General features: G+C 34.3%; 31 protein-coding genes. 3 read left to right on the top strand and 28 right to left on the bottom strand.

The window, feature by feature from the left end; all coding sequences use genetic code 11:
- Window positions 1–48 precede the first annotated feature (48 nt).
- Window positions 49–354 carry a hypothetical protein gene (locus AC2CGN_RS02730; RefSeq protein WP_429980937.1) on the top strand — a complete coding sequence of 102 codons (306 nt, stop codon included), beginning with the start codon at window positions 49–51 and terminating at the stop codon, window positions 352–354.
- On the opposite strand, the gene AC2CGN_RS02725 is transcribed toward AC2CGN_RS02730, so the two are convergent.
- The 26 genes from AC2CGN_RS02725 to AC2CGN_RS02600 form a co-directional block, all read right to left on the bottom strand.
- The gene (locus tag AC2CGN_RS02725) at window positions 338–1,852 is read right to left on the bottom strand and encodes a sensor histidine kinase (RefSeq protein WP_484512012.1); all 1,515 of its coding nucleotides are present in this window, start codon (window positions 1,850–1,852) and stop codon (window positions 338–340) included. The genes AC2CGN_RS02730 and AC2CGN_RS02725 overlap by 17 nt on opposite strands.
- On the bottom strand, window positions 1,836–2,537 hold the full coding sequence (locus AC2CGN_RS02720; RefSeq protein ID WP_484512010.1) for a response regulator transcription factor: 702 nt from the start codon (window positions 2,535–2,537) through the stop codon (window positions 1,836–1,838). The genes AC2CGN_RS02725 and AC2CGN_RS02720 overlap by 17 nt, the downstream gene beginning before the upstream one ends.
- Before the next feature lie 41 nt (window positions 2,538–2,578).
- Window positions 2,579–3,166, bottom strand: a complete 588-nt coding sequence (locus tag AC2CGN_RS02715; RefSeq protein ID WP_484512008.1) for a DedA family protein — start codon at window positions 3,164–3,166, stop codon at window positions 2,579–2,581.
- Window positions 3,167–3,739 (bottom strand): class I SAM-dependent methyltransferase, encoded by a 573-nt coding sequence (locus AC2CGN_RS02710; RefSeq protein WP_286924200.1) that lies wholly within the window; start codon window positions 3,737–3,739, stop codon window positions 3,167–3,169.
- A gap of 371 nt (window positions 3,740–4,110) precedes the next feature.
- A complete protein-coding gene (locus AC2CGN_RS02705) occupies window positions 4,111–5,121 on the bottom strand; it encodes a hypothetical protein (RefSeq protein WP_484512006.1) in 1,011 nt (336 codons plus the stop codon).
- A gap of 19 nt (window positions 5,122–5,140) precedes the next feature.
- On the bottom strand, window positions 5,141–5,644 hold the full coding sequence (locus AC2CGN_RS02700; RefSeq protein ID WP_484512004.1) for a Panacea domain-containing protein: 504 nt from the start codon (window positions 5,642–5,644) through the stop codon (window positions 5,141–5,143).
- Between the two features lie 343 nt (window positions 5,645–5,987).
- Window positions 5,988–6,614 (bottom strand): hypothetical protein, encoded by a 627-nt coding sequence (locus tag AC2CGN_RS02695; RefSeq protein ID WP_484512002.1) that lies wholly within the window; start codon window positions 6,612–6,614, stop codon window positions 5,988–5,990.
- 108 nt (window positions 6,615–6,722) lie between these two features.
- On the bottom strand, window positions 6,723–6,899 hold the full coding sequence (locus AC2CGN_RS02690) for a YolD-like family protein (protein ID WP_484512000.1): 177 nt from the start codon (window positions 6,897–6,899) through the stop codon (window positions 6,723–6,725).
- A complete protein-coding gene (locus tag AC2CGN_RS02685) occupies window positions 6,896–7,033 on the bottom strand; it encodes a hypothetical protein (RefSeq protein ID WP_484511998.1) in 138 nt (45 codons plus the stop codon). Before AC2CGN_RS02685 ends, AC2CGN_RS02690 begins: the two co-directional genes overlap by 4 nt.
- 13 nt (window positions 7,034–7,046) lie before the next feature.
- Entirely contained in the window at window positions 7,047–7,319 is a 273-nt protein-coding gene (locus AC2CGN_RS02680; protein ID WP_484511997.1) for a YolD-like family protein, read from the bottom strand.
- A gap of 119 nt (window positions 7,320–7,438) precedes the next feature.
- Window positions 7,439–8,179: an N-acetylmuramoyl-L-alanine amidase gene (locus AC2CGN_RS02675; RefSeq protein ID WP_484511995.1), complete on the bottom strand. Its 741-nt coding sequence runs from the start codon at window positions 8,177–8,179 to the stop codon at window positions 7,439–7,441.
- On the bottom strand, window positions 8,179–8,448 hold the full coding sequence (locus AC2CGN_RS02670) for a phage holin (RefSeq protein WP_484511993.1): 270 nt from the start codon (window positions 8,446–8,448) through the stop codon (window positions 8,179–8,181). Before AC2CGN_RS02670 ends, AC2CGN_RS02675 begins: the two co-directional genes overlap by 1 nt.
- Window positions 8,449–8,452: 4 nt before the next feature.
- Window positions 8,453–8,710 (bottom strand): hypothetical protein, encoded by a 258-nt coding sequence (locus AC2CGN_RS02665; protein ID WP_484511992.1) that lies wholly within the window; start codon window positions 8,708–8,710, stop codon window positions 8,453–8,455.
- A 538-nt stretch (window positions 8,711–9,248) separates the two neighbouring features.
- Window positions 9,249–9,443, bottom strand: coding sequence for a hypothetical protein (locus AC2CGN_RS02660; protein WP_484511991.1), 195 nt, complete (start codon window positions 9,441–9,443; stop codon window positions 9,249–9,251).
- A gap of 17 nt (window positions 9,444–9,460) precedes the next feature.
- Complete coding sequence (locus AC2CGN_RS02655; RefSeq protein ID WP_484511989.1) at window positions 9,461–11,251, bottom strand: phage tail protein; 1,791 nt, start codon at window positions 11,249–11,251, stop codon at window positions 9,461–9,463.
- A gap of 66 nt (window positions 11,252–11,317) precedes the next feature.
- Complete coding sequence (locus AC2CGN_RS02650; RefSeq protein WP_484511987.1) at window positions 11,318–12,805, bottom strand: LTA synthase family protein; 1,488 nt, start codon at window positions 12,803–12,805, stop codon at window positions 11,318–11,320.
- A 569-nt stretch (window positions 12,806–13,374) separates the two neighbouring features.
- Complete coding sequence (locus tag AC2CGN_RS02645; RefSeq protein ID WP_484511986.1) at window positions 13,375–13,533, bottom strand: hypothetical protein; 159 nt, start codon at window positions 13,531–13,533, stop codon at window positions 13,375–13,377.
- A gap of 77 nt (window positions 13,534–13,610) precedes the next feature.
- Window positions 13,611–13,880, bottom strand: coding sequence for a hypothetical protein (locus AC2CGN_RS02640; RefSeq protein WP_484511984.1), 270 nt, complete (start codon window positions 13,878–13,880; stop codon window positions 13,611–13,613).
- A gap of 18 nt (window positions 13,881–13,898) precedes the next feature.
- The gene (locus AC2CGN_RS02635; protein WP_484511983.1) at window positions 13,899–15,989 is read right to left on the bottom strand and encodes a GAS domain-containing protein; all 2,091 of its coding nucleotides are present in this window, start codon (window positions 15,987–15,989) and stop codon (window positions 13,899–13,901) included.
- Window positions 15,990–16,001: 12 nt separating this feature from the next.
- Window positions 16,002–16,823: a distal tail protein Dit gene (locus tag AC2CGN_RS02630; RefSeq protein WP_484511981.1), complete on the bottom strand. Its 822-nt coding sequence runs from the start codon at window positions 16,821–16,823 to the stop codon at window positions 16,002–16,004.
- Window positions 16,820–21,592 carry a tape measure protein gene (locus AC2CGN_RS02625; protein WP_484511980.1) on the bottom strand — a complete coding sequence of 1,591 codons (4,773 nt, stop codon included), beginning with the start codon at window positions 21,590–21,592 and terminating at the stop codon, window positions 16,820–16,822. Before AC2CGN_RS02625 ends, AC2CGN_RS02630 begins: the two co-directional genes overlap by 4 nt.
- Window positions 21,593–21,721: 129 nt before the next feature.
- Window positions 21,722–22,066 carry a hypothetical protein gene (locus tag AC2CGN_RS02620; RefSeq protein WP_484511978.1) on the bottom strand — a complete coding sequence of 115 codons (345 nt, stop codon included), beginning with the start codon at window positions 22,064–22,066 and terminating at the stop codon, window positions 21,722–21,724.
- Window positions 22,067–22,141: 75 nt separating this feature from the next.
- On the bottom strand, window positions 22,142–22,747 hold the full coding sequence (locus AC2CGN_RS02615) for a hypothetical protein (protein WP_484511976.1): 606 nt from the start codon (window positions 22,745–22,747) through the stop codon (window positions 22,142–22,144).
- Between the two features lie 120 nt (window positions 22,748–22,867).
- Window positions 22,868–23,131: a hypothetical protein gene (locus tag AC2CGN_RS02610; RefSeq protein WP_484511974.1), complete on the bottom strand. Its 264-nt coding sequence runs from the start codon at window positions 23,129–23,131 to the stop codon at window positions 22,868–22,870.
- 150 nt (window positions 23,132–23,281) lie between these two features.
- Entirely contained in the window at window positions 23,282–23,896 is a 615-nt protein-coding gene (locus AC2CGN_RS02605) for a BRO-N domain-containing protein (RefSeq protein WP_484511972.1), read from the bottom strand.
- The gene (locus tag AC2CGN_RS02600) at window positions 23,896–24,102 is read right to left on the bottom strand and encodes a helix-turn-helix domain-containing protein (RefSeq protein ID WP_484511971.1); all 207 of its coding nucleotides are present in this window, start codon (window positions 24,100–24,102) and stop codon (window positions 23,896–23,898) included. The genes AC2CGN_RS02605 and AC2CGN_RS02600 overlap by 1 nt, the downstream gene beginning before the upstream one ends.
- A gap of 164 nt (window positions 24,103–24,266) precedes the next feature.
- On the opposite strand from AC2CGN_RS02600, the gene AC2CGN_RS02595 reads away from it, so the two are divergent.
- The gene (locus tag AC2CGN_RS02595) at window positions 24,267–24,800 is read left to right on the top strand and encodes a helix-turn-helix domain-containing protein (protein ID WP_484511969.1); all 534 of its coding nucleotides are present in this window, start codon (window positions 24,267–24,269) and stop codon (window positions 24,798–24,800) included.
- A 138-nt stretch (window positions 24,801–24,938) separates the two neighbouring features.
- Here the strand turns inward: AC2CGN_RS02595 and AC2CGN_RS02590 are convergent, their stop codons facing one another.
- Together AC2CGN_RS02590 and AC2CGN_RS02585 are read right to left on the bottom strand one after the other, a co-directional pair.
- On the bottom strand, window positions 24,939–25,721 hold the full coding sequence (locus AC2CGN_RS02590; RefSeq protein ID WP_484511967.1) for a BRO family protein: 783 nt from the start codon (window positions 25,719–25,721) through the stop codon (window positions 24,939–24,941).
- Window positions 25,718–25,927, bottom strand: coding sequence for a helix-turn-helix domain-containing protein (locus AC2CGN_RS02585; RefSeq protein ID WP_484511965.1), 210 nt, complete (start codon window positions 25,925–25,927; stop codon window positions 25,718–25,720). Before AC2CGN_RS02585 ends, AC2CGN_RS02590 begins: the two co-directional genes overlap by 4 nt.
- 181 nt (window positions 25,928–26,108) lie before the next feature.
- On the opposite strand from AC2CGN_RS02585, the gene AC2CGN_RS02580 reads away from it, so the two are divergent.
- Entirely contained in the window at window positions 26,109–26,480 is a 372-nt protein-coding gene (locus tag AC2CGN_RS02580) for a helix-turn-helix domain-containing protein (RefSeq protein WP_484511963.1), read from the top strand.
- The last annotated feature ends 252 nt before the right edge of the window (window positions 26,481–26,732 follow it).

Here is a 26,732-nt window from a genome sequence, read left to right as displayed (position 1 = left end):
CTTATTTCCATTACGCTTTTATTAATACGCCATATAAAGGAGTAGTACATGGATATATTAATCGCAAGTAATCGCCAGCTACCGATTCGTTACTATGTAGATAAAGCCATTTGGATTCGTCGAGGCGGCTGCTCTATACATCCTCAAATGACACTACCGTTTTTTGTGGAAATCGAAATTAAAAACAGCCTTAACTTACAAATTATCATTGACTATATTTTTGAGTTTCAGCGGCAGTATAAACAGACTGAGCTTCAAATTTTGATAAAAGATGCACATATCTTAACAAAAATAAATGAATTGCTAACTTATAATGTACCTCGCCAACACACGATTACTATTCAGCAGCTTTAGCAGGCAATATGATGATAAAATGTAACATCTTATCTGAATATTTTGCATAGATGTTGCCATCATGCAGTTCGACAATACTTTTAGCAATGGCAAGACCAAGTCCTGAGCCTTCTGCGACATTAGTTCTTGATTGATCTTTTTTATAAAATCGCTCAAATAAATTTACCAGCTCTTCTGATGTAAATTCATCACTCTCATTCGCGATAGCAATTATTACATGCTCTTCTTTTTGCTCAAGGGATACCAAAATTTGACCGCTACCTGAGCAATATTTAATGGCATTCATAAGTAAATTATCAAAAACTCTGACCATTTTTTCAGTATCAATGGAAGCAAAGATACGTTCCTCCGAAAAATGTTTGGCGAATGAACGATTGTTTTCCTCTGCTTGTGGAATCAACTCCTCTATTAATTGATCGAGTAGCTCATTGATGCAAACCTCTTGTTTCCCCATAACGATATTTTCATTTGTTAGCTTCGTATATTCAAATAAATCATCAATCAAATTTTTCAACTGCTCGGATTTTGAAAATGCGATTTTTAGATATTCATCATATTGCTCCTTTGTCTCATATCTCCCCTCTCTTAACAATCGTAAGTAGCCCATTATCGAGGTTAGCGGTGTCCGTAAGTCGTGTGATACATTTGTAATTAATTCATTTTTTTGTTGTTCAATCTTTCGTTCCATTTCGATATTGGTCATGATTGCTTCAGCCATATGATTGACGTTCTCTGTTAATAATGCAATTTCATCGATGCCTTTTTTCTTTACTCGATAGCCAAGGTTTCCTTTTGCGATTTCCATGACCCCCTTTGCCAGTGCCTCAATCTGTTTCATTTTTCGTTTTGTTAAATAAAAGAAAGATAAAGTAAAAACAGCAATCACAATAAAGTAAGAAATCGGGTCCCCCTCCGTTGTACTTGTATACAATACCCCTTGTGGAATACCACTAACAAATAAATATAAATTTTTATCCTCAATCGTTATTGGGTAAAAGGTAATATATTCTTGTCGTGATTGCTCAATCGTCTGTGCATTGAGTGGCTGAATAATAGCAAATTCCATTACGCGCCCTATCTTATTATGTAAATTAATTTGTTCCTCCTCAGCTTGCTTTGTCTTATACAGCACCTTTCCGCTCTCATCTGTCACTAATACTTTTAATGCACTCAGCTTCATTTTAAGCTTGACATTTTCATCCTCAATCAATTGTCTTAAGGCTTCAATACTATTGTCGTTGATGGCTCTGTCTACTACATGCTGTACCTGATAACGAATTTGCTGCATACCTGGGCTATAGTCAATAGTAGTTCTCTCATTCATATTTCCAAGGAGAGGAAGTGAAGCTCTTGTAACAATTAGCCCTAGAAAGGCACAGAAAATAAAAGTGGTTAATAACTGAATTCTAAGGCTTTGACGCACCTTTGTGATGGCTTTTATAATGAGCATTTTGATTTTTGTGAATAAGTAAAAAGCAAGCTTACTGATCTTTTTCAATTTTATAACCTACTCCCCATACAGTTTTTATATATTGAGGATTTCTGGGATTGGTCTCAACCCTTTCTCGTATTTTTCGGATATGCACCATTACTGTATTTTCAGATTGGATTGCCTCTTCCTTCCAAACCTTTTCATAAATTTGCTCAGCACTCATCACCATACCTTGATTTCTCGCAAGTAATTCAAGAATGGAAAACTCCCTTGGGGTAAGCTTTACTTTTTCATTATTGACAATCACCTCATGAGTAGCGGTATTTATGAGCATATCCCCAATCTCTATCTCATTTTCGTTCATTGTATCGTGTCGATTCATTTTTATGTATCTGCGAAGCTGGGATTTAATGCGTGCCATAAGCTCTAAGGGGTTGAAGGGCTTTGTTACATAATCATCTGCCCCTAATGTTAACCCAACGATTTTATCCATATCCTGTGACTTCGCTGATAGCATAATAATGGGCATCTCTGCTATTTCTCTAACTTTCATACACATCTCAATTCCATCTATCTTCGGCATCATGATATCTAAAACTATGAGATGTACCTTATGCTTTCTTAACAGACTTAAACCTTGCTCTCCATCACCAGCCTCTAGTACATGATAGCCTTCATTTTTTAAGTAAATAGCGATTAGATTTCTAATTTCTTTCTCATCATCTACAATCAGTATTGTTTCTTTCGTCATCCAATCCCACCAATTTCAATCATTATAATTCCTAATTTTAACTATCTTTTAAATTTTCGTATATACCAATAATACAAACAACCTACAGTACCAACAGATATACCAAAATAAATACCGTAACGTGTTGCTAGATCAGATATATACTCAATGTGCTTGCCAAAGAATAACCCAAGTGTAAAATACAGCAATGTCCAAATAAAACCTGTTGTGTAGGAATACATCGCATATTTTAGAAAGGGCATCTTATTCATGCCAACTAAGTAAGGAATAATATGTCTAACTATTGGTATAAAATAGCTGATAACTAAAGCAAAATGTCCGTATTTATCTATTAGCTCCTTGGACTTGACTAAATACTTAGCCTTTTTCTTTTTCAACAATTTATCTACTATTTTATGGCCAAATCCTTTTCCTAGGAAATACCCTAAAGACAATCCAGATACTACACCTAGATACGTTAGGATAAAGGCTTTCAAGACCGACATTTTTTCCATGGAACCTAAAAATCCACCACTCATTACAATCATCTCATCTGGAAGCGGCATCCCCACTATGCCTAGCCAGAGACTGAAAAACAATGCCCAATAACCGTATTGCTCAATAAAGGATAATAACTCATTCAATCCCATCTAACTAACCCTCTTCGTTCCCTGTCTACAGTTTAGTACATAGGCTGGTGGAAGATTAATCCACACTTTTTCATGCGTAATAGTATCAAAAAATTGATGGATAAATGATTTCTTAACTAGTGAATATTGGAATGTAATAAATTCTCCTTCCTCTAAACACTCTTTCACATTTTGTAGTATTCGAGAAGCAACGACTGGATTTAAGGATGTAAAAGGCAAACCCGATACAATATAATCGATTGTTTCGATATTTAAGTTCTTCATATACAACCCTAAATTCTCAGCAGAGCCGTAGATTATGATAACATTTGGCTCATGCTCATATTGTTGACGTAGCTTATTATAAAAAACGGTATTATTTTCAATAAGTATTAGCTTAGTAGTATGCGCTTTTCTTTTCATTAATTCTTTCGTAAAGGAGCCTGTGCCAGGACCAAGCTCAACAATACATTGTGCCTTTTTAAAACAAATAGCTTCGACTATTTTTTTAGCTAATTTTTTAGAACTAGGTGAAACAGCACCGATATTTTTTGGATGTTTTATAAATTCAGTAAGAAACGTTATAAATTGCATTCATGTTCTCCCCAATCTGATGAAATCTGAATGTCTTAACTATAACGAGCATTTCTTAAAGATTTAAGAGGAGATTCCTTAAATTTTTCTTAAGAGTTTACATTATTTAGTTGTATTTATAATAGGTTAACTATGATTATGTCTTTGTTTTCGCGGCATCTATGTATGTAATATTTTAAGTTAACTTTATTTACTTGTATTTCACCGTATTCTCATGCGGGGTACAGGTGGGGTACGAAGCATTTTATTACTGGGGTACTTGGGGTACCGAAAAAATACGGACAGGTATATATTGAATCTGATAATTTTAGTTAAGTAAATTAAAAAAGTCACTCATTATTTTTCAAATGAGTGACTTTTATTGATTTTCTTTAATTATTGAGCTTTTTATTAAAATTAAAATAATATGCGTAGGCTGAAGCATAAATCACAAATAATATAAATAAAACTCCAGTAAACAAAAAACCTTGAGATACATTTTTTAATAACTCTTTGTAATTAATTATATAAGATGATGCTCCTGTAATTGCAACTGATAATAATAATGTAGTAATAATAAATAAAGTAGGGTGTTTTTTGGTAATTGAACAATAACATTCTATGTCATTTGCACAACCACAACTCCGAAGATTAATTTCTGTTAATTTAGAAATTCCATTTAGTAATAGGAATACTATTAAAATTATCGCCAAAACTGTAAAAGAACCAAAAAGGAGTAGTTTTCCTGTAGATGCTTCTTTAATATTTGTAAATACGCTAGTTAACGCTGAAATACCTCCAAACGTTCCAATAAGGATTGAGGCAAAAATGCCAAGAATAGCAACGAAATCTTTTTGAACTTTCTTGGCTTTTTGTAGAGATTTTTCTTGTTTATAGCTTATTTTATCAATATCCTTAGAAATATCAATGAATTCTTTTTTCTTTATTTCTATTTCGTTCTTTAAATCTTCAACTTCTTTAAAAAGTTTATCTTTAATAACTTCTATTTTCATTACACCCGAATCCATACGATTAATTTGGATCCCGATTAATTCAATGTGATCTTTTATTTTTTCAATAAATTTATGAAATTCTTCAAGTTCTTCTAATTCTCTTTCTATTGCCATTTCTTTAAGAAAGGAAATATTTCTTAAAAAAATTTCAACATTCTCCCCTGCTTCGTTTATGCCATATGGTTGTAAATAGAAAAAATGTGCACTTAATGTTGAATAAATTCTTACTTTACTTTTAAATACTTCATACCAAATATCAAATGTCTCAACTAATTGACTTTTCTCGGAAGCACTATAGTATTGTATTAAGTTGTAAAAAGTATCTTTGAATTTTAGTTTCAGTTCAATAATTGGTTTTTCTATTTCATTATTTATATCAATAGGATTCAATTTATCACCACTTTAATTACTATACTTGTTTTGAGGCTTCTAATAAATCTTCAAAAGTATATTCTAACTGGGATACACCCTTTTTTATTTCATTTTCATTTCGTTTCCATGAATTATGTTCGTGTGTCATATCAACTAAATCAAACGAATTTAATTTTCCGAACCTTTCAATGATTCTATCTACTAATTCTTTTTCTAAATTTGAAAAATCTGCTGGTTCATGTTTTCCTATTATAATTCCACCATTTTTGAAGAAAATAGTTGTAGGTGGTTCAGTAATCTGACTATAACCATTTATACGATATTCTGAATAAACTTCCCTTACTACTGGACCTAGTTTCCACATCTCTGAGGGCTGTTTATAGGGATAAATATCAAATTCTTTTACCCAATCAAGAGTAACAAAATACAATAGTTTCTGTAATTTTAGGTGATCCAGGTATCCTTCTACTTCATTCATTTTTTTTACGATGTATGCTGCAACTTCTAATGCATCAAATTTACCATTTTTATTTTCTTTCATGAAGAATCCCCCTTCTCGATTTTTTATACACACAGTATGTGTATACAATGTATACACATTCATTATAAAGAACTTATGCGAAAAAATACATACATATAATCCTAGATGATTAATTTTAAAACAAAACCTCCAAATAAGAACATCTGTTCTAAATTCATTATAGAACAAATGTTCCTTTATGTCAATTTATAAAACTTATTAGTTCACGAAAAAACACCCTCAAATGAGAGTGTTGTTTTCTAAGCAATTTTTACTTTTTCTATTTCGCATATTAATATTCCATCACAACTGTTTGCTTCTCTGTCCACCGATTTTCAATCTTGTTTGCGACTTCATTTACCTTTTATACATGACGATCTGATGGAGTTGCAAAGACTTCAAGTACACCTACGCTATTACCATCATTCTTTCTGCGCATTATTAAATAATTATAAATATCTGTCCATTTTGGTACGTCCGTAACAGTAGCACAACCCAAAGAATGTTGGCCTGTATGAAGATAGCGATCACCATTATGACCAATTCGAAACCAAGAACAAGCATAAATTGATTGTGATTCATAAGATTCTGCCAATTTATGAACTTCATCTGGTATCTCAAGATCGTGACTGCCTACAGGAACAGGATTAGAGGGATCTGTCATAATACTGATAGGTCCAACCCAACCAGGACCTAAAAAATAAAAGAGTTCACCAGTGCTTAGAATATAATGAATTAACCCTTGCGATATTGTAGAATCACCGTCTACTAAATACGAACCACCATCACTCTTAAGTTTAACGCTAGCATTCTTTGTTGCCGAACGTCCTTCCATAATTATAAAATAATCCCTATCACCTTGTGTTTGCTGAAAATCAACACGTACGAACTGAGGCAAAGGTGGATATGTTGAACCATCACTATACTTAACAATTAACCAACCTTTTCCATCAGCATTGGAAATATATTTTGTGCTCATAAAACTCCTCATTCCTTATAATAATTTATTGAGTATAGATTTCTAATTATTACTTATAATTGACAAGGATTATTTAAATTATCCCTCAAGTATCTGTATAAAAGCTGACGTTGCTCTGGCTTAATCATCGCCATCGACTAATGAAGCTTTTTGGATATTATCGAATGAAATACGCTTTATTGATAAATCAGCATCTAATAGTAGTTCCTTCTTATATAAATCTGTCCGAGTTATTCTCCCAATCTCATCATGAAATTTGTTATGATCCCACAGTGTCAATTTGATTAGTTTTCTCATCTTAAAAGCTCCCACTCCGTTAATTCTCGCTTTTTATCGTAAAATTGCTCTTTTTTCCACTCCTTCAACTGAACTAAATGTTCTGGCAGCATCATCGCTGTCCATTTCATATTGCCACGGTCATTTAACATCACAAATCACTCTCCACTAATCAACATCAGAAATACTTAAAATATCAAGGAAATGTACCTTATGGACAACCCTATATTTATCTTTAATGTGAATTAATTTAGTGTTTGCATCCATTTTTGTGACTATACCCGAAAGTGGTTCTTCCTTTCTATAGATAGAAAAGGCTTTGTACTTTGAATCATTCATTGCTTCTGTTAATGCGTATGCGATTTCTTCTAAATCAAACTCATCTCGGTCTAGGTGCTTTGGTTCTTTTTTCTTTGCTGGTGTTTTTGTTTTAGCTGCCATCTTTACGCCTCCTCAAAGTAAGAACATTCGTTTGTATATATTATAGAACAAACGTTCTTGTTTTAGCAATAAAAAAATGACCAGGCTCACAAATTTTTGTGATTACCTGATCATTAAAGTTAAACAGCTATTATATTTGTGACTTGTGCAAGTTTCGCTGTTTTAATTTTATTTGCTCCTGCTTTCGCTGCTTCCGCACCTGTAAAAGTACCTGTTTTAACACGCCATAACTTGCCATCTTGTTCGATGTAAGCCACCCAGCCAAAACGGTGTTTTAATACATCCAGTACATTTTCAGCAGCTTGAATTGTGATATATGTGCCTGTTAAAACACGATACTTATTGTTGTCTATGACTGGCTTCGGTTGCTGAACAGCACCAGCATTTTTAACCATTTGCAAGAAAATATTCCAAGCAATATTACCAGCACGAATTTCACGAGGGCAGTTTTTACCACTATAGTAATTATGCTGTACTACATCATCGACTGTTAGACCTTCATCTTTTAAGATTTTCGCAACTACCCTAGCAGTATTTTCTAACGTTTTGTTGTAGTTGCCATCAGCATTCACACACATTTCAACATGGATGCCTTCCAAATTACCTTTAGCTGTTCCAGCAGCCCAACATTGCCAAGTATGTTCAAAAGATTGTACTGCTTCTTTATCATCTACTTGCCAATGCCATGAAGCAGAACGACTATTGCCATTTGCTTGTAAGCGGGCATGTGCATCCGCATCTGCCCCTGTACGGTAATTATCTGTGCCGTGAACAACTACTTTTCGTTTAGAATTACCTTTTCCATTTGTGACCTTTGCAGCTTGAGCATCAGATACTAGCTTTTTACGAATTACTACCATTATTTATTACCCTCCAAATCATCACGCGGTTTGTTATATCCAAGTGCTTGTTCACTGTCTGCAGTACCAGTAGTCGTTGGATCAATAACCACACCAATCAGCACTAAAAAAGCGAGCACAGTGTTAAATAACTCTGTTACTCGCTCGTTATAGATAGTCGTATCGTAGCCAAATAATGTACCAATTTGCTGCACCAATAATAGTATTAATGCAAATGCTGCCACTAAAAATGGTTTGTGTTTTAAACGTACTTTCCAGTTAATCTTCATAATGTTATCCTCCAAAAATTGAATTTTGTAATGCTATAAATACAATACCTATGACACCACTAACTGCTGCAGCTAGAAAATAACCTTTGATTTTGTCACTGTTCTTCTCCATTTTTTCAACAGATTTTTCGATTTGTTTAACACTCGAAGCTGTGTTATATACAATTGGCTTAATTGTTGATACGTCCTTCTCTAGTTCCTGCAATCGCCTTTCGTGGTCAGCCATCGTAACAGATTGTTGAAAGGTTGTTTCTTGACTCATGCCCTATACCCTCACCTTCATGCACTCATTGGAAAATTAAAAGCTATGAGAAGCATCGAGATTTAGTAACATGTACTGTTGCCCTTCTCGATTGTTCTCATAACTCACTTGTTTTGAAATTTTCCCAAAAAAATTTTTTATAAAAATATGTCTTAGAATTTCCATTAATAGTTAACAATACTCTTTACCTTTTAATCAAACTCCCTTACTTGTTGCCAAGAACCTTTTAAACAAGGTGATTCTCCTTAGTTTTTTCATTATCTCCATAACTTTAGATGTATTTGACGAATGAAACTATAGCTCCTATTATACTGAGTAAGGCCGAATAAAATTATGGAGGTGAAAAGAGAAATGGAATTATATAACTCTATATATTCAGATATTGGTTATATTGCTATTTATTCCATAATTATAATTGTTGGATTAATTGATTTAATCCGCAACTACTAGAAATAAAAATTATTAACGACCTGGTCATTATTTAAGTCATACACGTGTATGTTAATTCTCATTATCAATCATTCATTAAAAAATAACGCTAAGCCTCTGCTTGCGTTTCTGCGTCATCTACTGGTAATACACTAATGATGATATGCTTATTAATAATCGCCCCGCCAATATTAACGAAGTTGATTTTTTGATCGTTTAATGTTGACGTGAATACACCTGCATCAAATTCCGCATTTTTTAAATTAATTACCTGTCCGTTGTTTAATTGTACTTGATAATTCATAGTTATCATTCTCCTTTTTATTTAGATAAATCAATATATCCCACATTTGAGCCATTTATCCGGAAGTATATCCTCGGTGTTGTCGGATTGTTATTATAAGCTATCCCTATACCAGGTGTATGACCTCTTGCTACACCATTCAGAGAATCAGCTCTAGAAAAATCAATAGCTCCATAAAATGTTATATAATTTGCTTGTAAATCCATATTATGATTCGCGTAAATGCCAATGTTCCCCTGATTAGATGTGATGTTGGTCATATCAGCGAAGTATATTGTGCTGGTACCACTGCCTGACATTCTTATATTTTGTCCAACGGTTATTTCTTTGTTCACATTAATATTTGTAGCTCCACTAATATCACCATCGACTACTACAGCACCATTAAGGTTTATCTTATTGGCATTAATTGTCGCAACACCTGGGCTCAAATTAATATCAGTAATAGAGCCACCTTTGTCTACTTTTAAGTTGATGCTATTTTGCATTACATTTATAGAAGATTTAGTGTCTCTATCTAAATTAGAAACAGCTATTTCAATTCTTCCGGCTCTTACGTCAATTGCAGATACTTCATTTGTAATACGATTATTTACTGAAAGATTGATATTGTCTGCTTTTAAATTGATAGCCGCCATTTCGTTTGTGATACGATTATTCACGGACAAATTAATATTATCAGCTTTAATATCAATAGCAGCGATGGATGTATTGATATGCTCTACCTCTAACGTTATACGATCATCTGTTTTCTTTATTTCACTTCTAAATTCACCCTGCAACTTATCTTTAGTTTCTTCGATTTCTTCCTTTAATTCTTCTTTTGTATCGTCAATATATTCATTGGTGTCGCCTATTTTTTCTTCCTGATCCGCAAGCGTATCTTCTATTGATTTTGGAAGTGAATTCCCGAAAACAACACTAGATGTTATTAATTTACCGTTATACAAAACTTTCGTTTGCTTTAATATTCGAGTTGACATTTCAACGCCTAGTGGCTCATAGATAAGCCAAACACGTTCGCCATTTTCTCTTGCAACAAGCTCTGGAATTGTTGTTTCAATCGCTAGTTGTGGCTCATCTTGTAGCTTGCTTTTGATGTAATTAAGCAAAGCCGTAGCGTCAGTAAAACGCTCATCTTTAACAGGTTCTTCTTCCCTCCGACCGAAAATATCGATGTTAGGTGACGTATAATCAACTGTTAAATCATCTTTACCAAAACCTTTAATATAAGTAGCAAGGTTAGTCGTATCTTCTTGCAAAACGATTGAGGAAATATTGTGCTTATAACGATATTGATAGTCGTAATTACCACCAATCTCCTTTGCAAAATATAGTTGCTTGTTCGGCAAAATTTGAAATTCGCACTCATGGTACTTACATATTTTTTGTACTAATTTAATAACGTTATCATTACCAAATGAACGTATATAATTGGTGACATTTGCGATATTGGCATCTGCTGTAAACGTCCATCCTGTGCCTTGCAAAGCAAAATTAATGTGATTATTTAAAGTGTGACTACCCTCAAATATGCCATGCCTATATGTTTTCAAATGATCATAAAAAATACTTAATGCCGTTACTGATTTGCTATAAACATTGTCAGCAAAAACCTTCACACGAAAATCGTTGCCATCCACAGCGATGATTGATTCAGACTTTAGTAGTTCGTAACCAGGATTATTTTCGCTTGGAAAACAAGAAAACGATACTGTAAAAGTACCGTCTACTATTTGCTCCATTTTAAAGTCTGTGCCAATTTTTATTAAAGGCTCTACCTGTGATCCATCTGTAACAGTAAGCAAACAACCACCTTCTTTCTAATAAAAATACGCCACTCTAAACGAGTGACGTTACTGAACAATATGGAACTAATGTTTTATTTCAAATAATTTGTCTCTGGAATATTGTTTCCCGAACAAAAGATCGTATTGCAACATTCGGTAAATTTCTTCAATTTCATTCAAAGAACTAGGAGTATTAGCTGACAAAGAACCATCTCCGTCAATCGATACTAAAGAAGTGTAACCAGGCATAGCCTGATAAAATTCATTCAAAAATTGAAAGTATAAGGGGGACTCTAATTCTGCCCACTCTATAATCTTAGGAGCTAAAAACGATGCACTTATGGATTCCAACTGTGGTATATCTTTTTCGTAATTATTCCAAACAACTAAAGGTGTTTGTTTCATTTTTAATTCTTCCTCTAATGTCTTTTTATCCATATCATCAATGTATCCTAAGTCAGTATAAACATCACCAAGTGATGGTAAATGGTCTCCAAAGAATACAACTATAGTCGGTTCATCGATTTCTATGATTTCATTAAATAATGAATTCAATGCCTCGTCAGAATGGTTAATACCTGTACCATACGTATTAATTATCTGATTTGTGTCAGGTGAGTAAGCGTCTGTAATATTTATAGTCTGTTCCCCAAAACGTGTATCTAAAAACGGTCCATGGTTTTGCATAGTAATTGCATAGATAAATGTTGATTCATCATTTTCTTTTATTTCCTTTAGTATTAAGTCATTTATCAAAGTATCATCTACATAAGCACCATAATGATCTGGTTCAACTAGGTCATCTAAACCAATAAATTTGTCAAATCCTATATGATTGTATACTTTATCTCTATTCCAATAGTATTTGTAAAAAGTATGAATAGCAACCGTTTTGTAATTTTGTTCAGCCAAAACAGTGGCTAAAGAAGGCGTATCTGACGCTACATATTGTTGATAAGGAATCGAACCCTCTGGGAGATTTTTCATTGAGAATCCTGTTAGAACCTCAAATTCTACATTCGATGTTCCGCCTCCAAAAGTAGGAGAAATTAAATCTCCTTTTTGGAATTTATCAACGGTAGGTGTTAAAGATTTACTACTTATGTTTAAATTATCAATTTTCCAAAAAGCTTCGCTCATTACTATGACTATATTTGGCTTTTTATCGCTAACAGTGTATCTATTTCTCTCCTTTATTCCCTCTATATATTTATTGATGTTTTGTTTAGAATACTCCGAAGGTTCATCTATCATAACATTCGGCATATTAAGGATAAAACCCATTATAAATCCATTTTCATTCTGGTTTCTCTTTTGATCGAATGAAATTAAAATAGTACCACTTTTTTGAACAAATTTGTTTGTTATATTGCTCGGATAGTTTACTATCATCACAAGAAGAACTGTTGATACAATAAACAGAATCGCCCGAGATCGCCAATTTATTATTCCAAATTTAGTGTATTTAGACAATAAGAATAGCAATAGGGAAAAAATAATCATCCCTATAACTATACCTAAGATATTAATGTTCTTATAAAGTACAGGCAACAAATCAAAAACTTGATTCATAAAAAACAAATCCCAAGGTAACAACGGGTTATCAAGAATTTGTAGTTTAGTGTTATTAATTAGTAACAATATTAAAATGAGTGTATAACTACACAAAACAGTAATATATACATTATTCACTAATGAAAAAATCAAACTTTGCAAAAGGAGAAATATTAATACCGATATTATAAATATACCAAAATTTTCATGAATCCAAGTAAACGTTAATTCATGATTAGTTCTTACAAGTAACTCGATTAAAAAAACTCCTAAAAATGGTGACAAAAAAAAGAAAAAAAACTTAGATAAGAGATTTACATTCACTAAATCTACACTCCCGATATATAATTCGACATTAATTACTAATATCTTCTATTAACATTACTAAACTCTTGTACTTTTTAAAATACAAAATTTTTATAATTAAATAGAATTTTAATTTGGAGATAATTCAATTAGAGTTTTTTAATATTCAGCTCGTTGTTTACCTGCATTGTTTTAACAACTCAATTTTAGTAGATTTAATTGGAACAATTATCGATGCATCTATTTCCTCTTGTGACATATCTTCTGTCGATTAACGACAGTTAACGGCTAATTTGCGGGGTTTCTAAAATCATTTCATTTTCATCGTTTGTAATACCACCTTTTGCTGTCTGTCCTGTTAAATACGCTTCATCGACCTTTTTCATAATCCACATATTTAATAAAAAACCGAATGCTACTGATTTATTTGTTTGTGTCATTTTACATTACCTCCATCATCATCATTAAAATCATATTTTCTAATTGTTCGCGATTCTTACAACAATTTGTTTGACCATTATAATATCCCTCCTGTCTCTGCATCAGCTTGTAATAAAATAATATCTTCTTTTAGTTTTGTATTTTCCAATTCAAATGATGTTAGTTCTTTCATTTTGACTACTGGATGTCCTTCAGGATCTATTGACTCTATAAAGTGAGTGTCGTAATTAATTTCACCTGCTGGAATCTCTAAAACTGCAAATTCAGTTACAAGTTCAGGCTCCTCCATAAACAATTGATATAATATTTTACCTGTTGGTACATCGTAAAACACTCTATTGAACATGTACTATAATCCCCCTATCTATTCAGATGCAAAGTATGCTCCTGTTCCTCCTGCAAAGCTACCTGTACCACCACCCATAGCAAATGTGAACGTTAAAGTGGTTCCAGCTACAGTGATATTGCTGGTATAAGGACCTGCCACCCCCATGGCTCCATAAGGGTAGCCGTTTAGAAATACTAAGCCTCCCATATTGTTTAAGGCATTTTTAGCTACGAATGGTAAATAAACATTTACAGAAACGGTTTGCGATCCTGAAAATGCTGGAATTTGCATAGAGCCTGATTGGGTTCGACTTCCTGTTGGTATAGCTCTAATATTATTAGCCATTGTCTCAAATGTAGCATCCGAAGCAGTTTGAACTCCTTTACCAGTAATGGCAGATGCTACTTGAGATTTACCATCACTTACAGATTGCTTTAAATCAACACCATCTACAAGTAGTCTACCTTTGACACTAACATCTCCATTTGTGAAAAACTCTGTGGCTAAATCCCATCTCCAATCGGTGGTTTCAACAGAGGCAGATGGAGTAAGATATAGTCTATCATTGTTCTTATGGAACAAGTGTGACGGTTGACCCTGTACTTTCATAACTATAGGACTTTGATTAGTAAAAATATTTTCTTCGTTTTTTACGGCAAAACTAGTTGTTTGTGGTGTCCAAGGATAGCCATGCCATGACGTCCCAAAGTCCTCATACACTACATACGCATTTTTTAATGGTTCGAAAGAGGGAAACGTAGTTAAAATCTCTACTTTTACAGTAACCCTATTGAATGCGTGGGGAGCACGTACAATAGGAATAGTGAAAAGTGACTCACTTTTATTAAAACCAAGAAAATAGTACTGACTAGCTATATTTTCATCTGCCTTATATATCGTTCTTTTATTAGTGTAAACAGCGTCGCCTACTTTTAAATAAAAATTTTCATACTCAAAAGCTCCAGAGCCGTTTGTATTATTAAAAGCACCCGCAACGCTAATTTTAACTGTACCGTTAAAATTTTCTACTGGAATTACTATAGATGCCTGTTCAATGTTGTTAGCTGGAGCAGTCCAGTCGTTCATATAGAATACTCTAGATATACTAGTACTGCTAAGATTGGTAATATCAGTGTCGTTATAAACACCTTTTTGCCATGAGTTATCCACTTTAGGTTTCATTTGGTCCAATTGTTCAGTAACTTCCGTCAAATCTGCATCTTTGCCAGGTGGACCTGGCGGGCCTACAGGACCACCAGGACCATCATCACCCTTTAATGATTCAATCCATTCCTCCAACGTGCCTTCAAACCCGTTTTCTACAGCTAAATCATAGGCTGATTTACCTTCTGGACCTTGGATTGGACCTACATTCTTCCAACTACCTGTGTCATCCTGCCAAACATAGAGATCTCCACCAATCATATAAGCATCACCAGGTGTTCCTACGGTTGGTAATTCATCCTCGCTGGTTAATCCCCCAATGATATTTACTCCCGTGCCGTCCTTGCCATCCTTACCAGGTAAACCACGCGGCCCTTCTGCTCCTTGTACACCTTTATCTGCAAACAAAGACCATGAACTCTTATTTGTAACAAGTGTGTTGATATTTTCTTTTAAAGCAATATAGGTGCGTCCATCAACCTCGGCTAAATTATTTTTATAGTATTGCGTGGCCGAAGACCATGCTCCTCGATGACTAAAATTATCAATAAGTGACTGCATAGTATTGATAGCCTCTTGAGCATCCTGAGTCGCTTGGATAGTAGCATTTTTAGCGTTAGTTGCATCTTCCGTAGCCGTTTCTGCTTTGCTGATAGCTATGTTAAGCTCATCCAACGTTTCTGACACAGTTTGTAGAGCTGTTTGTAAAGCGTTGTTATTTTCTTTAATCGCTTGCTGTACAGACTCATCAACTTGAATAATGTAATTTTGCACATCGATTTCAGCAGACTTAATTGCTTGCTCAAGTCGTGCAATTAATTCATCAACTTCCTGACCTCCAGCCAGAATATTGATTTGCCGTTGGAGATTAGCAAAACGACTTAAAATATCATCCCATGTTGCGTTAATATTATTACGTCTTTTACGGTCAATCGGGGATTCCGTATTATATAACTCTGTCATTTACTCACATCCTTACATGTATAAAAATTTAAAATTAAAAGCGATACTTTGAATAGTACCGCCTTCCGCAGAAAAAATATTTTCACCAATTGCTAAAGTGAGTAGTTTTTTGTTTGTATTTTTAAAAACAGATGTACCATTTTTAAGTGTACGAATACCACTTAAAACGAGTGTGTCGCTAGTTGTTAGTGCACCATCGTAACGATAAACGTCACCTGTTCTTTGATTTGTGATTTGTAGATATGTTGTAGCTGTGGCCTTAATCGTAATTTCTAAAAAATGTTCGCGTGGATCAATAGCTACATTACCGAGATTTTCGATTACAAAAGCATTGGAATTGTGAATATATTTATATTCCTTATCCCAATTAAGTCCCATGCCCCAACTCCATAAATCTACATCCCACTCTTTACGATTTTGTAAGTCAAGGCAACTACCTCTGGATTGTGCATATGGTAACTCACATATAAATTTGACATTGCATACACCATTTTTTAATGTACGTTGCAAACTAAATTTCCCATCGTTGCGTACGTGCCACCACAAACCACTCTCCCTTGTATCGATGATATGAAAATCTTCTCTACTACTGAGCAATGAAAACAATTCACGTCTAAACAGTGCGTAGTCAACTATATCATAGCCCTTTATTTTAAAAGTAGCGTCAATGTAACGAGTGTTGTAACCATTGTTGGTGACAATATAGCTACCGCCATCTAAGTTATGCGATTCATTCATATTGTCCAAGGATTCAGGCTCAAACTCCATAACCCGAATCCCTGCATCACGTAAATTGATTTGTGACCCATCTTTTCTAACAAATATTAACGTCATAATGAGGCCACCCCTTTCACCATAGCTGCCATATTAGCGCCTCTGTATTGCTTTCCGCTAACGATTTTATACATGATTTCTCCAACTTTTTCACCATATAAAATAACATCTGATGTTTCTACTTGGATGCTATTTTCTTCAGCATTACCTGAAATATTATTGATAGTCGAATAGTTATTAATCATCGATGATGGCTTGTTTAAGCCGAGGTTCACTTTAGCACCACACAACGGATTGACAATGGAAGGTTTGATAAAATCACCGATTTTTTCAGATGCATTTGTTAAAAATGATTTTTGGCGATCTACACCAATATCAAAACCACGCGCAAGATTACCAGCGATGAAATCACGCATCCATCTTGAAGGACTATGAATATCTAAAGCATCCTCAATTGTCCACTTAATACTATTGGCAATCGATTTAGCTTGTTTTTGTAATTCTCCATCCATTGACTTTAATCCATCTAATAAGCCTTGAGCAGCGTCAACGCCCACCTGTTTTAGAGAACTCATTTCATTTTGAGTAGTAGTTGTAAGTGCTTTGATTTTTTCACGCCACTCGGTTTGTAAAGTCGTTAATTGCTTCTTGGCTGTTTCACGCAATTCCTTAATTTGCTTGTCAGTGTTTTCACGCATTGACTTCAATTCGCGTTCAGTTTGATTACGCGCATCTGCTGATTTTTCTTTGTACAAATTGCTGTACTTTTCTAATTCGACTGCGCTCAACTGGTTTAGTGCCTGCAATTCTCCAAGTGCTTTCGGGCCCATTTCACTAAGATCTTTTAATAGCTCTTCGCTTACGCCCCTCATAGCTAAATCATCCATAGCCCGGCGCCACTCACGGAACCCATAAACTTGACCTTGTAGGTTGTCTAACAGCTCTTTACCTGTGATTTCGGTGTTTCGCTTAAATTCATCAAACAGACCTGTGGAATTGAATAGTTTGTCATATCGCTTGTTAAATGCATCTTCATACTCTTTGTTTAAAGCTTGTTCTTGCTTAATAAGATCATCATTGATTTTTTGCATTTCTTGTTGGTATGACTTATTTATCGAAAGAACTTCTTTATTAATCGCATCTACAGCTTTTTTATGCTCTTGCTGGGCTCTTACTCGTTCCTTACTACCATCAGCATATAACTTTAATGACTGTTCCCAAATTTTAGCTTCATCGATCAATGATAGTTGGTCTAATGATTTTTTATCATCTATATACCGTTTAGTTTCCTCGTACAAATCTTTGTACATTTTATCATCTAAGGAAACGATATCTTTAGTCGATTTTTCTTTGATTTTTTTTATTTTGGCAGCTGCCTGCTCTTCGATTTTCGCGATTTTTTCATTTGTATCCCGAGAGTTTTTAGTACGCTTTGAGCTTGCTTCATTTCTAAGCTGCTGTACTTTGGCAATTTCATCTTTAGTTAGATTACGTTTTTTCTTTTTAGCTGCCGCATAAATCGCATTAATTTTCTGCGTTTCAGATTGAGCAGCTTTTTGATTCGATTCAGATGCATTTCGTTGCAACTTCGCAATCGAATCATTTTTATCTTTTTCGATTTTCGCAATTTGATCAGCTGCATCTTTGCGTAGTTTTTTTTCTTCTGATGCATAATGCTCGGCGATATCTTGTGCATTGAGTGCTATGTCACTTACAGCATCGACTACTCTATCGCCAGTCTCTTCAATACCAATCGCCCAACCTTCAGATGTCCAGTTACCGATTTGTTTGAAAACCCTAGAAGGTGAATGAATACCGAGTAATGATTTAGCTTTATTAATAACGCCATCTACAACACCTGTAATTGCCTCAATCGCATTAGATCCCATATTAGTAATACCTTTGATTAGACCACTAACCAAGTCTTTACCGACATTGATCATATCGTTGACTTTACTGAGTACACCATCTATTAGATTGCCTACTAGGTCTTTCCCAGCAGTTAATATTTTTCCTAAAAAACTCAAGATTTTATCGATAAGACCTGTGATAAGTTTTGCTCCAGCGCTTATAATATCACCAAGCAATGATAATATCCCAGATATTAACTTACCTATTAGAGTTACACCAGCAGCAAGCAATTGACCTACAAAACTAAGGATTTTACCTAATAGACCAAGAATTAACTTGGCACCTGCAGCTAGAAGTTGTCCTAAGATGGATAAGACACCTTTCACTAAAGCGACAATCAGCTCTTTACCTGCTGATAATAGCTCTGGAAGAAGTTGAATAATCGCTTCTACTAATGCAACAATAAGAGTTATACCAGCCTCAATAAGCTGGGGCAAAACTTGTATTAAACCTTTTACAAGAGCCATAACAATCTGTACACCAGCATCAAGCAATTGGGGTAACAATTCAATAATCGCTTTTACCAATGACATAATCAAGGTTACTATTGCTTCTAAAATAGCTGGTAGAGCTTTTATCAACCCTTGGACCAAAGCCATGATAATTTGTATGCCAGCCTCGATAAGTTGGGGTAAAAGTAAAATTAACGCTGCTACTAAGGCGATAACAATTGTAAGTGCAGCCTCGATTATTATAGGTAATGCTCCAATAATTCCTTCTATCAATGTATTAAGGACCAACAAACCAACTTGAATAAGTTGAGGTAACGCAGCAGTTAAAGCATCCACAAGTGACATAACGATATTTAGGGCACTTTCAACAATTAGTGGCAATGCTGTTACTATGCCATTTAACAGTGTTTCGACGATCGTTAAACCTGTCTCAATTAACAATGGCAACATCGTTGTCAAAGAATTTATTATAGTATTTAGCAATTGTACGACTACTTCTATTAACATCGGTAGTGCTGTAATGATGCCGTTTATAATGGTTGTTAGCAAAGAGACTCCAACTTCAACAAGTTGAGGTAATAACGTTCCTATTGTTGTTGTGACTAATTCTATTAAACTAACTATGGCTTTTACCACAATTGGCAAATTAGCCGTAATGCCCTCTGCTAATTTTGTTACAATATCAGCAGCCAAAAGTATTATTTGCGGCACTATCATAATTAGTGTGTCAATGATAACAGGCAATATCTCTGCAAATGCAGTTGCGAACTTTCCAATATTACTGCTTACCCCATTAATTAAACTGACAACTAGCTTGGCTCCTACTGTGACAAGTCGAGTCGATAGCTCTGTGATATTTTCTATAACACCACTAATAGATTCAGTAAAATTGCTAGCAACCTCATCAAATGTCATTTCACCTTTGAGCATCTTAAAAGTATCTTGCAGTAAAGTAGTGTGAGTAAATACTTTTAGCAGAATATTAGCTAACATGCCCCACGGTCCTAATAACATCAATATCGATGATAAAACTGCTTCTGCGGCAAATTTGAGTAAGTTAAGTGCTTTTTCAACATTTATAATATCTTTGACGATACTTAGTTTCTCTTTAAGGCTAGACAATCCAGTTAACAATCCGTTTATTGCCGTAGTAAAGCCGCTGGATATACTAGACCATACAGCACTCAGACTGGTACCAAGTGTTGTTGCTATTTCTGATACTACTCCGGACATTGATGCCGCGAATGATTGGATAGCAGTTAATGCAGTATTAAAAGATTCCGTAACATCTGCCCATAAATCTTTGAAAAATTGGGTTATAGGTTCCCAATATTGAATAATGAGCAACACTGCTGTAATTGCGGCTAATGCTACCCAAGTCCAAGGATTTGCCAAGACAGTTGCATTTAATGCAGTTATAGCTTTTCTAACATTACCGATTATTGTGATAGTTGTGTTAAATGCCGCAAAAGACAAAACCATGATTCCAACCGCACCTGCAATTGAGGTGATTAGTGGGATCCATGGTTCAAGATTGTGGTACAGATTCATTATCATATCTACTGCTGTTGGAATTCCAGCCGCGATTGCATTTAAAACGTTGCTAAAAGCCTTACCTATTAACCCTAGAATATTCTCAATTGATTGTAACGGGGTCTTAGCTAGTACATCTTGTAATGATTGTATGATGTTGGCCACACCACGTACAACAGCAGTTCTCATATTCGCAAAGGCTGTTGCTATACCGGCACTACTAGCTTTAGCAACCTCAGCAAAGCCACCTACGCCATTGTTCAATTCGATTAATTTTGCGTTAAAATCTTCAAATGTAATTTTACCTTTTTGGAGCGCACTATATAAATCTCGTTGTGCCGACTTCCCTGTGAAACCGAATGCCTCAGCCGTCTTATTAAGCGCAAAGCCCATCGTTTCTTGAAGGGTTTGCCATGAAACCATGTCAACTTTGCCCTTTGCCAGCATTTGTACGTATTGTACAAGACCACGTTCTGCATCTGCTGAACTTGAACCAGATGCTAAAAAAGCATTATTAAGCGCAAGCGCTGTATCAGTAGCAACATCTAAGTCACCGGTCATAAGCGCAATACTTTGCGTACTCTTAACAATGCCATCTAACGTTGTTGGTAGACCTGAAATACCCTCAGAAAGTTTGTCAATACTTGCTTTAGCTTGGTCGCTGCTAAAGCCCATACGTTCCATAACAACTGGAAAACCACTTAATGTATCGACACGAGCTATAGCGCCACTGATAGAGCTAGTGACCATATCAATCCCTTTTCTAGCTGCTGCTACTAGCCCTAAAGCTGTTACAACTTTACCGATAGACAGCGCACTAGATTCACTCGTCCGGCCTAGCCCACCGAATAATCTACTTAAATCTGCCACACCATTTACGACACGACCATCATCCAATACAACGTCAATAACTATTCGACCATCACTAGCCATTACATCACTCCTTCGGCCACATCAAAAAAAGAAGCCTGCTAACGCGGCTTCTAATTGCATGTTTCTTTCAATTTTTCATTCATGTTCACCACCTTTTTCGGCAAAAGAAAAAGCACTCAAATCGAGTGCTTAAAACATTTTTTGTATGAATGCTTTATAAATTTTTTGATCAATTTCTATTAAACTTTTTTTACCATCCATAAACTCGATTGCTACAACGTGAGTGCTTTTTGATTTTGCCGAAAGACCAGCGAGCCAACCAACTGGACCTAAGATAACTCCACCAACAAATGCACGTCCTACAGCACTTGTTGCACTTTTACGTGATTCCTCATCTAGTACCTCGTATTCTTTAACTGTTGTTTTATTCAATTCAACAGTTTTTAAAAATCCTATATTGATTGTTGTTATTCCAAAAGCAGATGAAACCACCTTGCCTTGATAATCACCAGCAATTACCTTGTTTTTTGCCATTATCATCCCTCCTTATACACAAATATACATAATATGGAGAGATTTCACTATATCAAATTGGTATGTCTTTCTTCTCTAACGTATAATAAATTCATATTCATTCTCGCCTACTGTAAAAATAAATTTTAATGGTTTATTATCATGCTCTAATTCAGATGGTAAAAAACCTGTAAAGTGAAAAACACCTGTTTGTAACGGTTCAATAATAGTTTCTAGTTTAATATCAAAGTTTGATCCACCATCTTTTTCAATTGTAACTTCTGGTACATACTCATACTTGTTATCATAAATATACTTATAATCTGAAATAAATTCATTTGCGACTTTTTTTGATATAGATAAATTTTTTAATGAAATAACAGTATTAAGTAAAATTTGTTCTGAATCTTTTAAATGAAAATAAACGGGATCTTCCCCTGGATTAGAAGGAAAAACTTTTCTTGTGAAACCATTTTTTTTTAAAGAAAATTCTCCTATGTCTTCTATAATTATTTTTTCCTCTAATTGAATTTTTAAAACTTCTGATTCTTCTACTTCATCTTCCTTAGTATCTGTATCAGTTTGTCCTGAAACGGCTACTTCTTCATCTTTTTTACTAGATTTAGAATTATTTTTTTCTACTGAGTTACCGCAAGCGGCTAAGAATAAAATCATGCATAGTAGCATTAAAAATTTCTTCATTATATATTCCTCCTTAACCATAAATATACATGGGTAATGGAGGGATTTCTATTACTATTTTCATACCTTTACATAATCCTCACCCCTTTCAATGAAAAAACACCCTCATATGAGAGTGCTTTAAATAGCATATCTTTTTTCAGTTTTTATGATTAAATTACTGTTCTCTAATTCATCTAGCATCATTTTTGAAATATCGCCATTCAACATATCATTCTTTCTCGCTTTTTTTAGAGCTATATAATACAGATTTATTTCCCATTTCTCTAGTTGGTTAATAGCATTCTTCCACCAAGTTTCTAGATTCAATGTAATAGGAGGAGATACATTATATGAATTTGAGAAATGCAAAACAGCTTTATACATATCTTCTGTGATTTCCATTCTTTGCCCTCCTTTAATTGAGGACATCCACTTTTAAAAATACACCAACTAGTGTATAATGTTACCGATGATTAGAGTAGATGTACTCAAATTTATGTCATGTTTTAAGTTGCAGCTTAAAGCATGGCTTTTTTGTTTTCAATTACTTGTTTATTGTACATACTTTTCATACACTTTCTTACTGACTGACAAATCAAGTCGGAATTTTTCTTTTGCAATCATTAAATCAACTGTATCGGCTAAGATCGGCTCTCGTTCAATCAACATCTCAGGTGTCATCTGATTTTTCTTTAACGATTTCATGTGTCCGTGGCGGCTTGATACTGCTTTGTTAGCAATTGTATTAGCTTTTATAAAGTTCACCTTTGTCGGGTTAATTAATGACTGATTAAGTTTTGCCATCGTTTCCTTTTGATGTTCCTTGTCCAACATACGGAAGATTTGAAAACCTTCTAGGCCTGATGACTGGCGGAGTTTTTTCAGCATTTCAAATACCCAACGTTTAAACTCTTTTGCTTCTTTCTTTCGACTTTCAAAAACTGTCTCATAAATACCATACTCATCAACAATTAACACATCCTGAATACCTCCTGCTGTTTGAAGGGGGTAATTTGAAATTACCTCCTTTGGGAGACGCTGCTTTACGCCTTTTGCGGTTAATTCCATAGCTTCTGCAATGTCTTTTAATACCGCCCACCACTCGTTAGGCTCTTTCTCCACAAAGCGAATTTCAAAACCATTCCAATTTTCCACTTTAATATTCATTAAACTGCCTCCTTTTGAATTTCAAATAAATCACTGACTTCGCAATCTAAAAACTTACACAACGCCACAAGCGTTTGAAACTGGATACCTTTAGCTGTTTCATAAAATAAAGCCCTTATGGTATTACGCGATAAACCGGTCCCTTCGACAACATCAGACATTTTGAGTTTCTTTTTTGCGAGTATTATCCGTAGATTATTTTGCACATTTTCACCCCCCATTTGTTCATACTAATAACTTATTGTCCAATACTCTGAACAGTTATTGGTTAAATCATACATCATACCCAATTTGGTAGTCAAGTCATTCTATATAAAAATATTGAAATTTGTTCAGACTGCACTACAATAGACATTAAGAGGTGATAGAAATGATTAAATGTAATCTAGCTGTATTGCTAGCAGAAAGAAATATAAAAATTAGTGAATTGTCTAAACGTACAGGAATTTCTCGCACTACGTTAACAGCATTAAATCAAAATCAAAGTAAAGGTATCCAATTCGATACATTTGATACCCTTTGTACCTTTCTAAAAGTTTCACCGAATGACTTGTTCATTCAAGAAACTTTAGAATACGATTTTACAGTTATTGATATAACTCAAGTACAATCATTTCCTCAGCTTGTATGTGACTTGAGTTTAAATGGGGAAATTAAATATAAAAATCAAAAATTTAATGAAACATTAGCTTGTCGTATTCAACTTTATACTTCTACTGTTAATGAGATTGAATTTGATACCATGGCAGTTACTGTAATTTATCCAGAAAATATATTAGAAATACTTAATTCCATACCAATAACTTTTAGGACTTCTTTAGAAGAAGAATTGGTTGAAACAATAAAACCAGAAATCATTCTAAGATATAATTTAAAAGAGGATATTGATACTCATTTCGTTTAAGAAGTAACATCCACTTCAAATTGTAACAATTATATGCTACAATTTATTTTGACAATTGGTTTGAGTGGATGTTACTCAAATTCGTATCACGATCTAAGTTGGCGCTTAGATTGTGATTTTTTTATATTTATTCCTCATTTAGTTAACCAACTTCCCCTGTACAATCTCCTCTATCTTCTTACGACCTTTCTCAAAATAACGAAATGACTCAACTTGTTTATTACTATAAGGTGACTTGTCCAATGCAAAATAACCATACTCATTCGTTTTAAGGTTATGTTTATTTGCGATACTTCCAACTTTTTGTGGTGAGATTCCTAACTCTGTTCCTATATCAGTTGCTGTATAGGATTTCTCCACTTCTGGACGATGTTCAATTACTTGCTCCGTTAATACTTCTAGTGCATTGATATTTAAAAGCTCAACTGCAACAGGTGATAGTATTTTGTTCTTTTGCATATCTAGAATTAATTTAGCCTGTTTAGTACGACTGTTATTTAACATTGCCTCAGCTCGCATACGTTTAATTTCTAATTCAGCATCTGCAGTTTGTGGTTGCACTAAAATCATTTCACCCTTACGTAATGCTTTGAGAGTGTTACGAACAAAAGCTCTAAATGCTCTAGCTTTCGGTTGTTTAGATAACATTGTTACCTCATAGATACCATCCTCAGTGAAAATGCGCACTTCTCGTTCAACTTTTCTGTTCCCTTCAACTAGGGACAAATTGTCCTCTGTTGAAAATTCAATTTCTTTTAGATACTCATTACGATTTACAATCTTTTGTACACCACTACGATCTGCGTATTCAAGTGCCTGAGCTAGTTGATTGATTGTCATAAAAACTTCATTGTTTTCGTTTTGCCAAAAATCGCACATAACCGAATTAAATTGTTGTTGAGTTGCTAATGAAAGATTCATAGATTTACTTCCTCCTTTTCTTGTACAAAGAATTTAGTCCAATCAAACTTTAAAAAAGTTGCTATTCTTTTAGCGACAGTAACAGATGGTGTTTTATCGCCTCGTTCAATATTAGCGTAGTAACTTCGCGAAATATTCGCAGACGCTGCTACTTCTTCTTGTTTCACCCCCTTAACTTGTCTAATATCTTTTAACCAAATTCGCATTACCTCACCTCCTATAGTTCCTTTAAGGAACTGTCATAACTATAATATAAGTTACCAAAAGGAACATGTCAATAAAAAATAACACCTTAAAGAACATTTACAAGATAATCATAGAAGTTCTTTTAAGTAACATATACAATCTTATTTAATGAAATACATAAAAACATAAAGGATGAATAATATGGATGTACTTGCACAGCGTTTAAAAAAATGCCGTGAAAATATAAAAAAATCAGAGCCTGAATATACCCAATCATTTGTTGCTAATAAAATAGGTGTTGCAAGAACCACTTACACGGCATATGAAAACGGCACTAAGATGCCTCCGATTGACACACTAAGTAACATCGCTAAACTTTTTGATGTATCGATTGACTACCTTACTGGCTTAAGCAACCATCCTAAGCTAAACCACGAAGTGGACAAAGAAGTCGATAAAGAAGTTGAAGAATTAATGCAAATCCTTGAGTCCATGCCTGATGATAAACGTAAAGAAATGGAAGCAAGGATATTGGCGTATGCTCAAGGTTTGGCAGACGCCAATGAAGAGTAAATCCTTCAACGCTTAATATCCAAAATGAGTTGCTGGGCTTTTCTATCATGCTCACTATTAATAACTATTTCTTTTAGTATCATTTGTATATTTGATGTCGTGTTTTTAATAATTGTTTTACTCATTTTCTTTCTCCTTTTAATGTGTTTTTCGAAACAAAAAACCCCCAAATTTAAGCAGATTATCAGTTGATAACCAAGCTAAATTTGGGGTTTTCCCTTTTTTATATGCGATTTTGATGTTTTTTAAATG

The organism is Lysinibacillus sp. DFXJR4, from assembly GCF_057196045.1.
The sequence above is the reverse complement of the archived record's forward strand: the minus strand, read 5'-3'. Positions and strand labels throughout refer to the sequence as shown.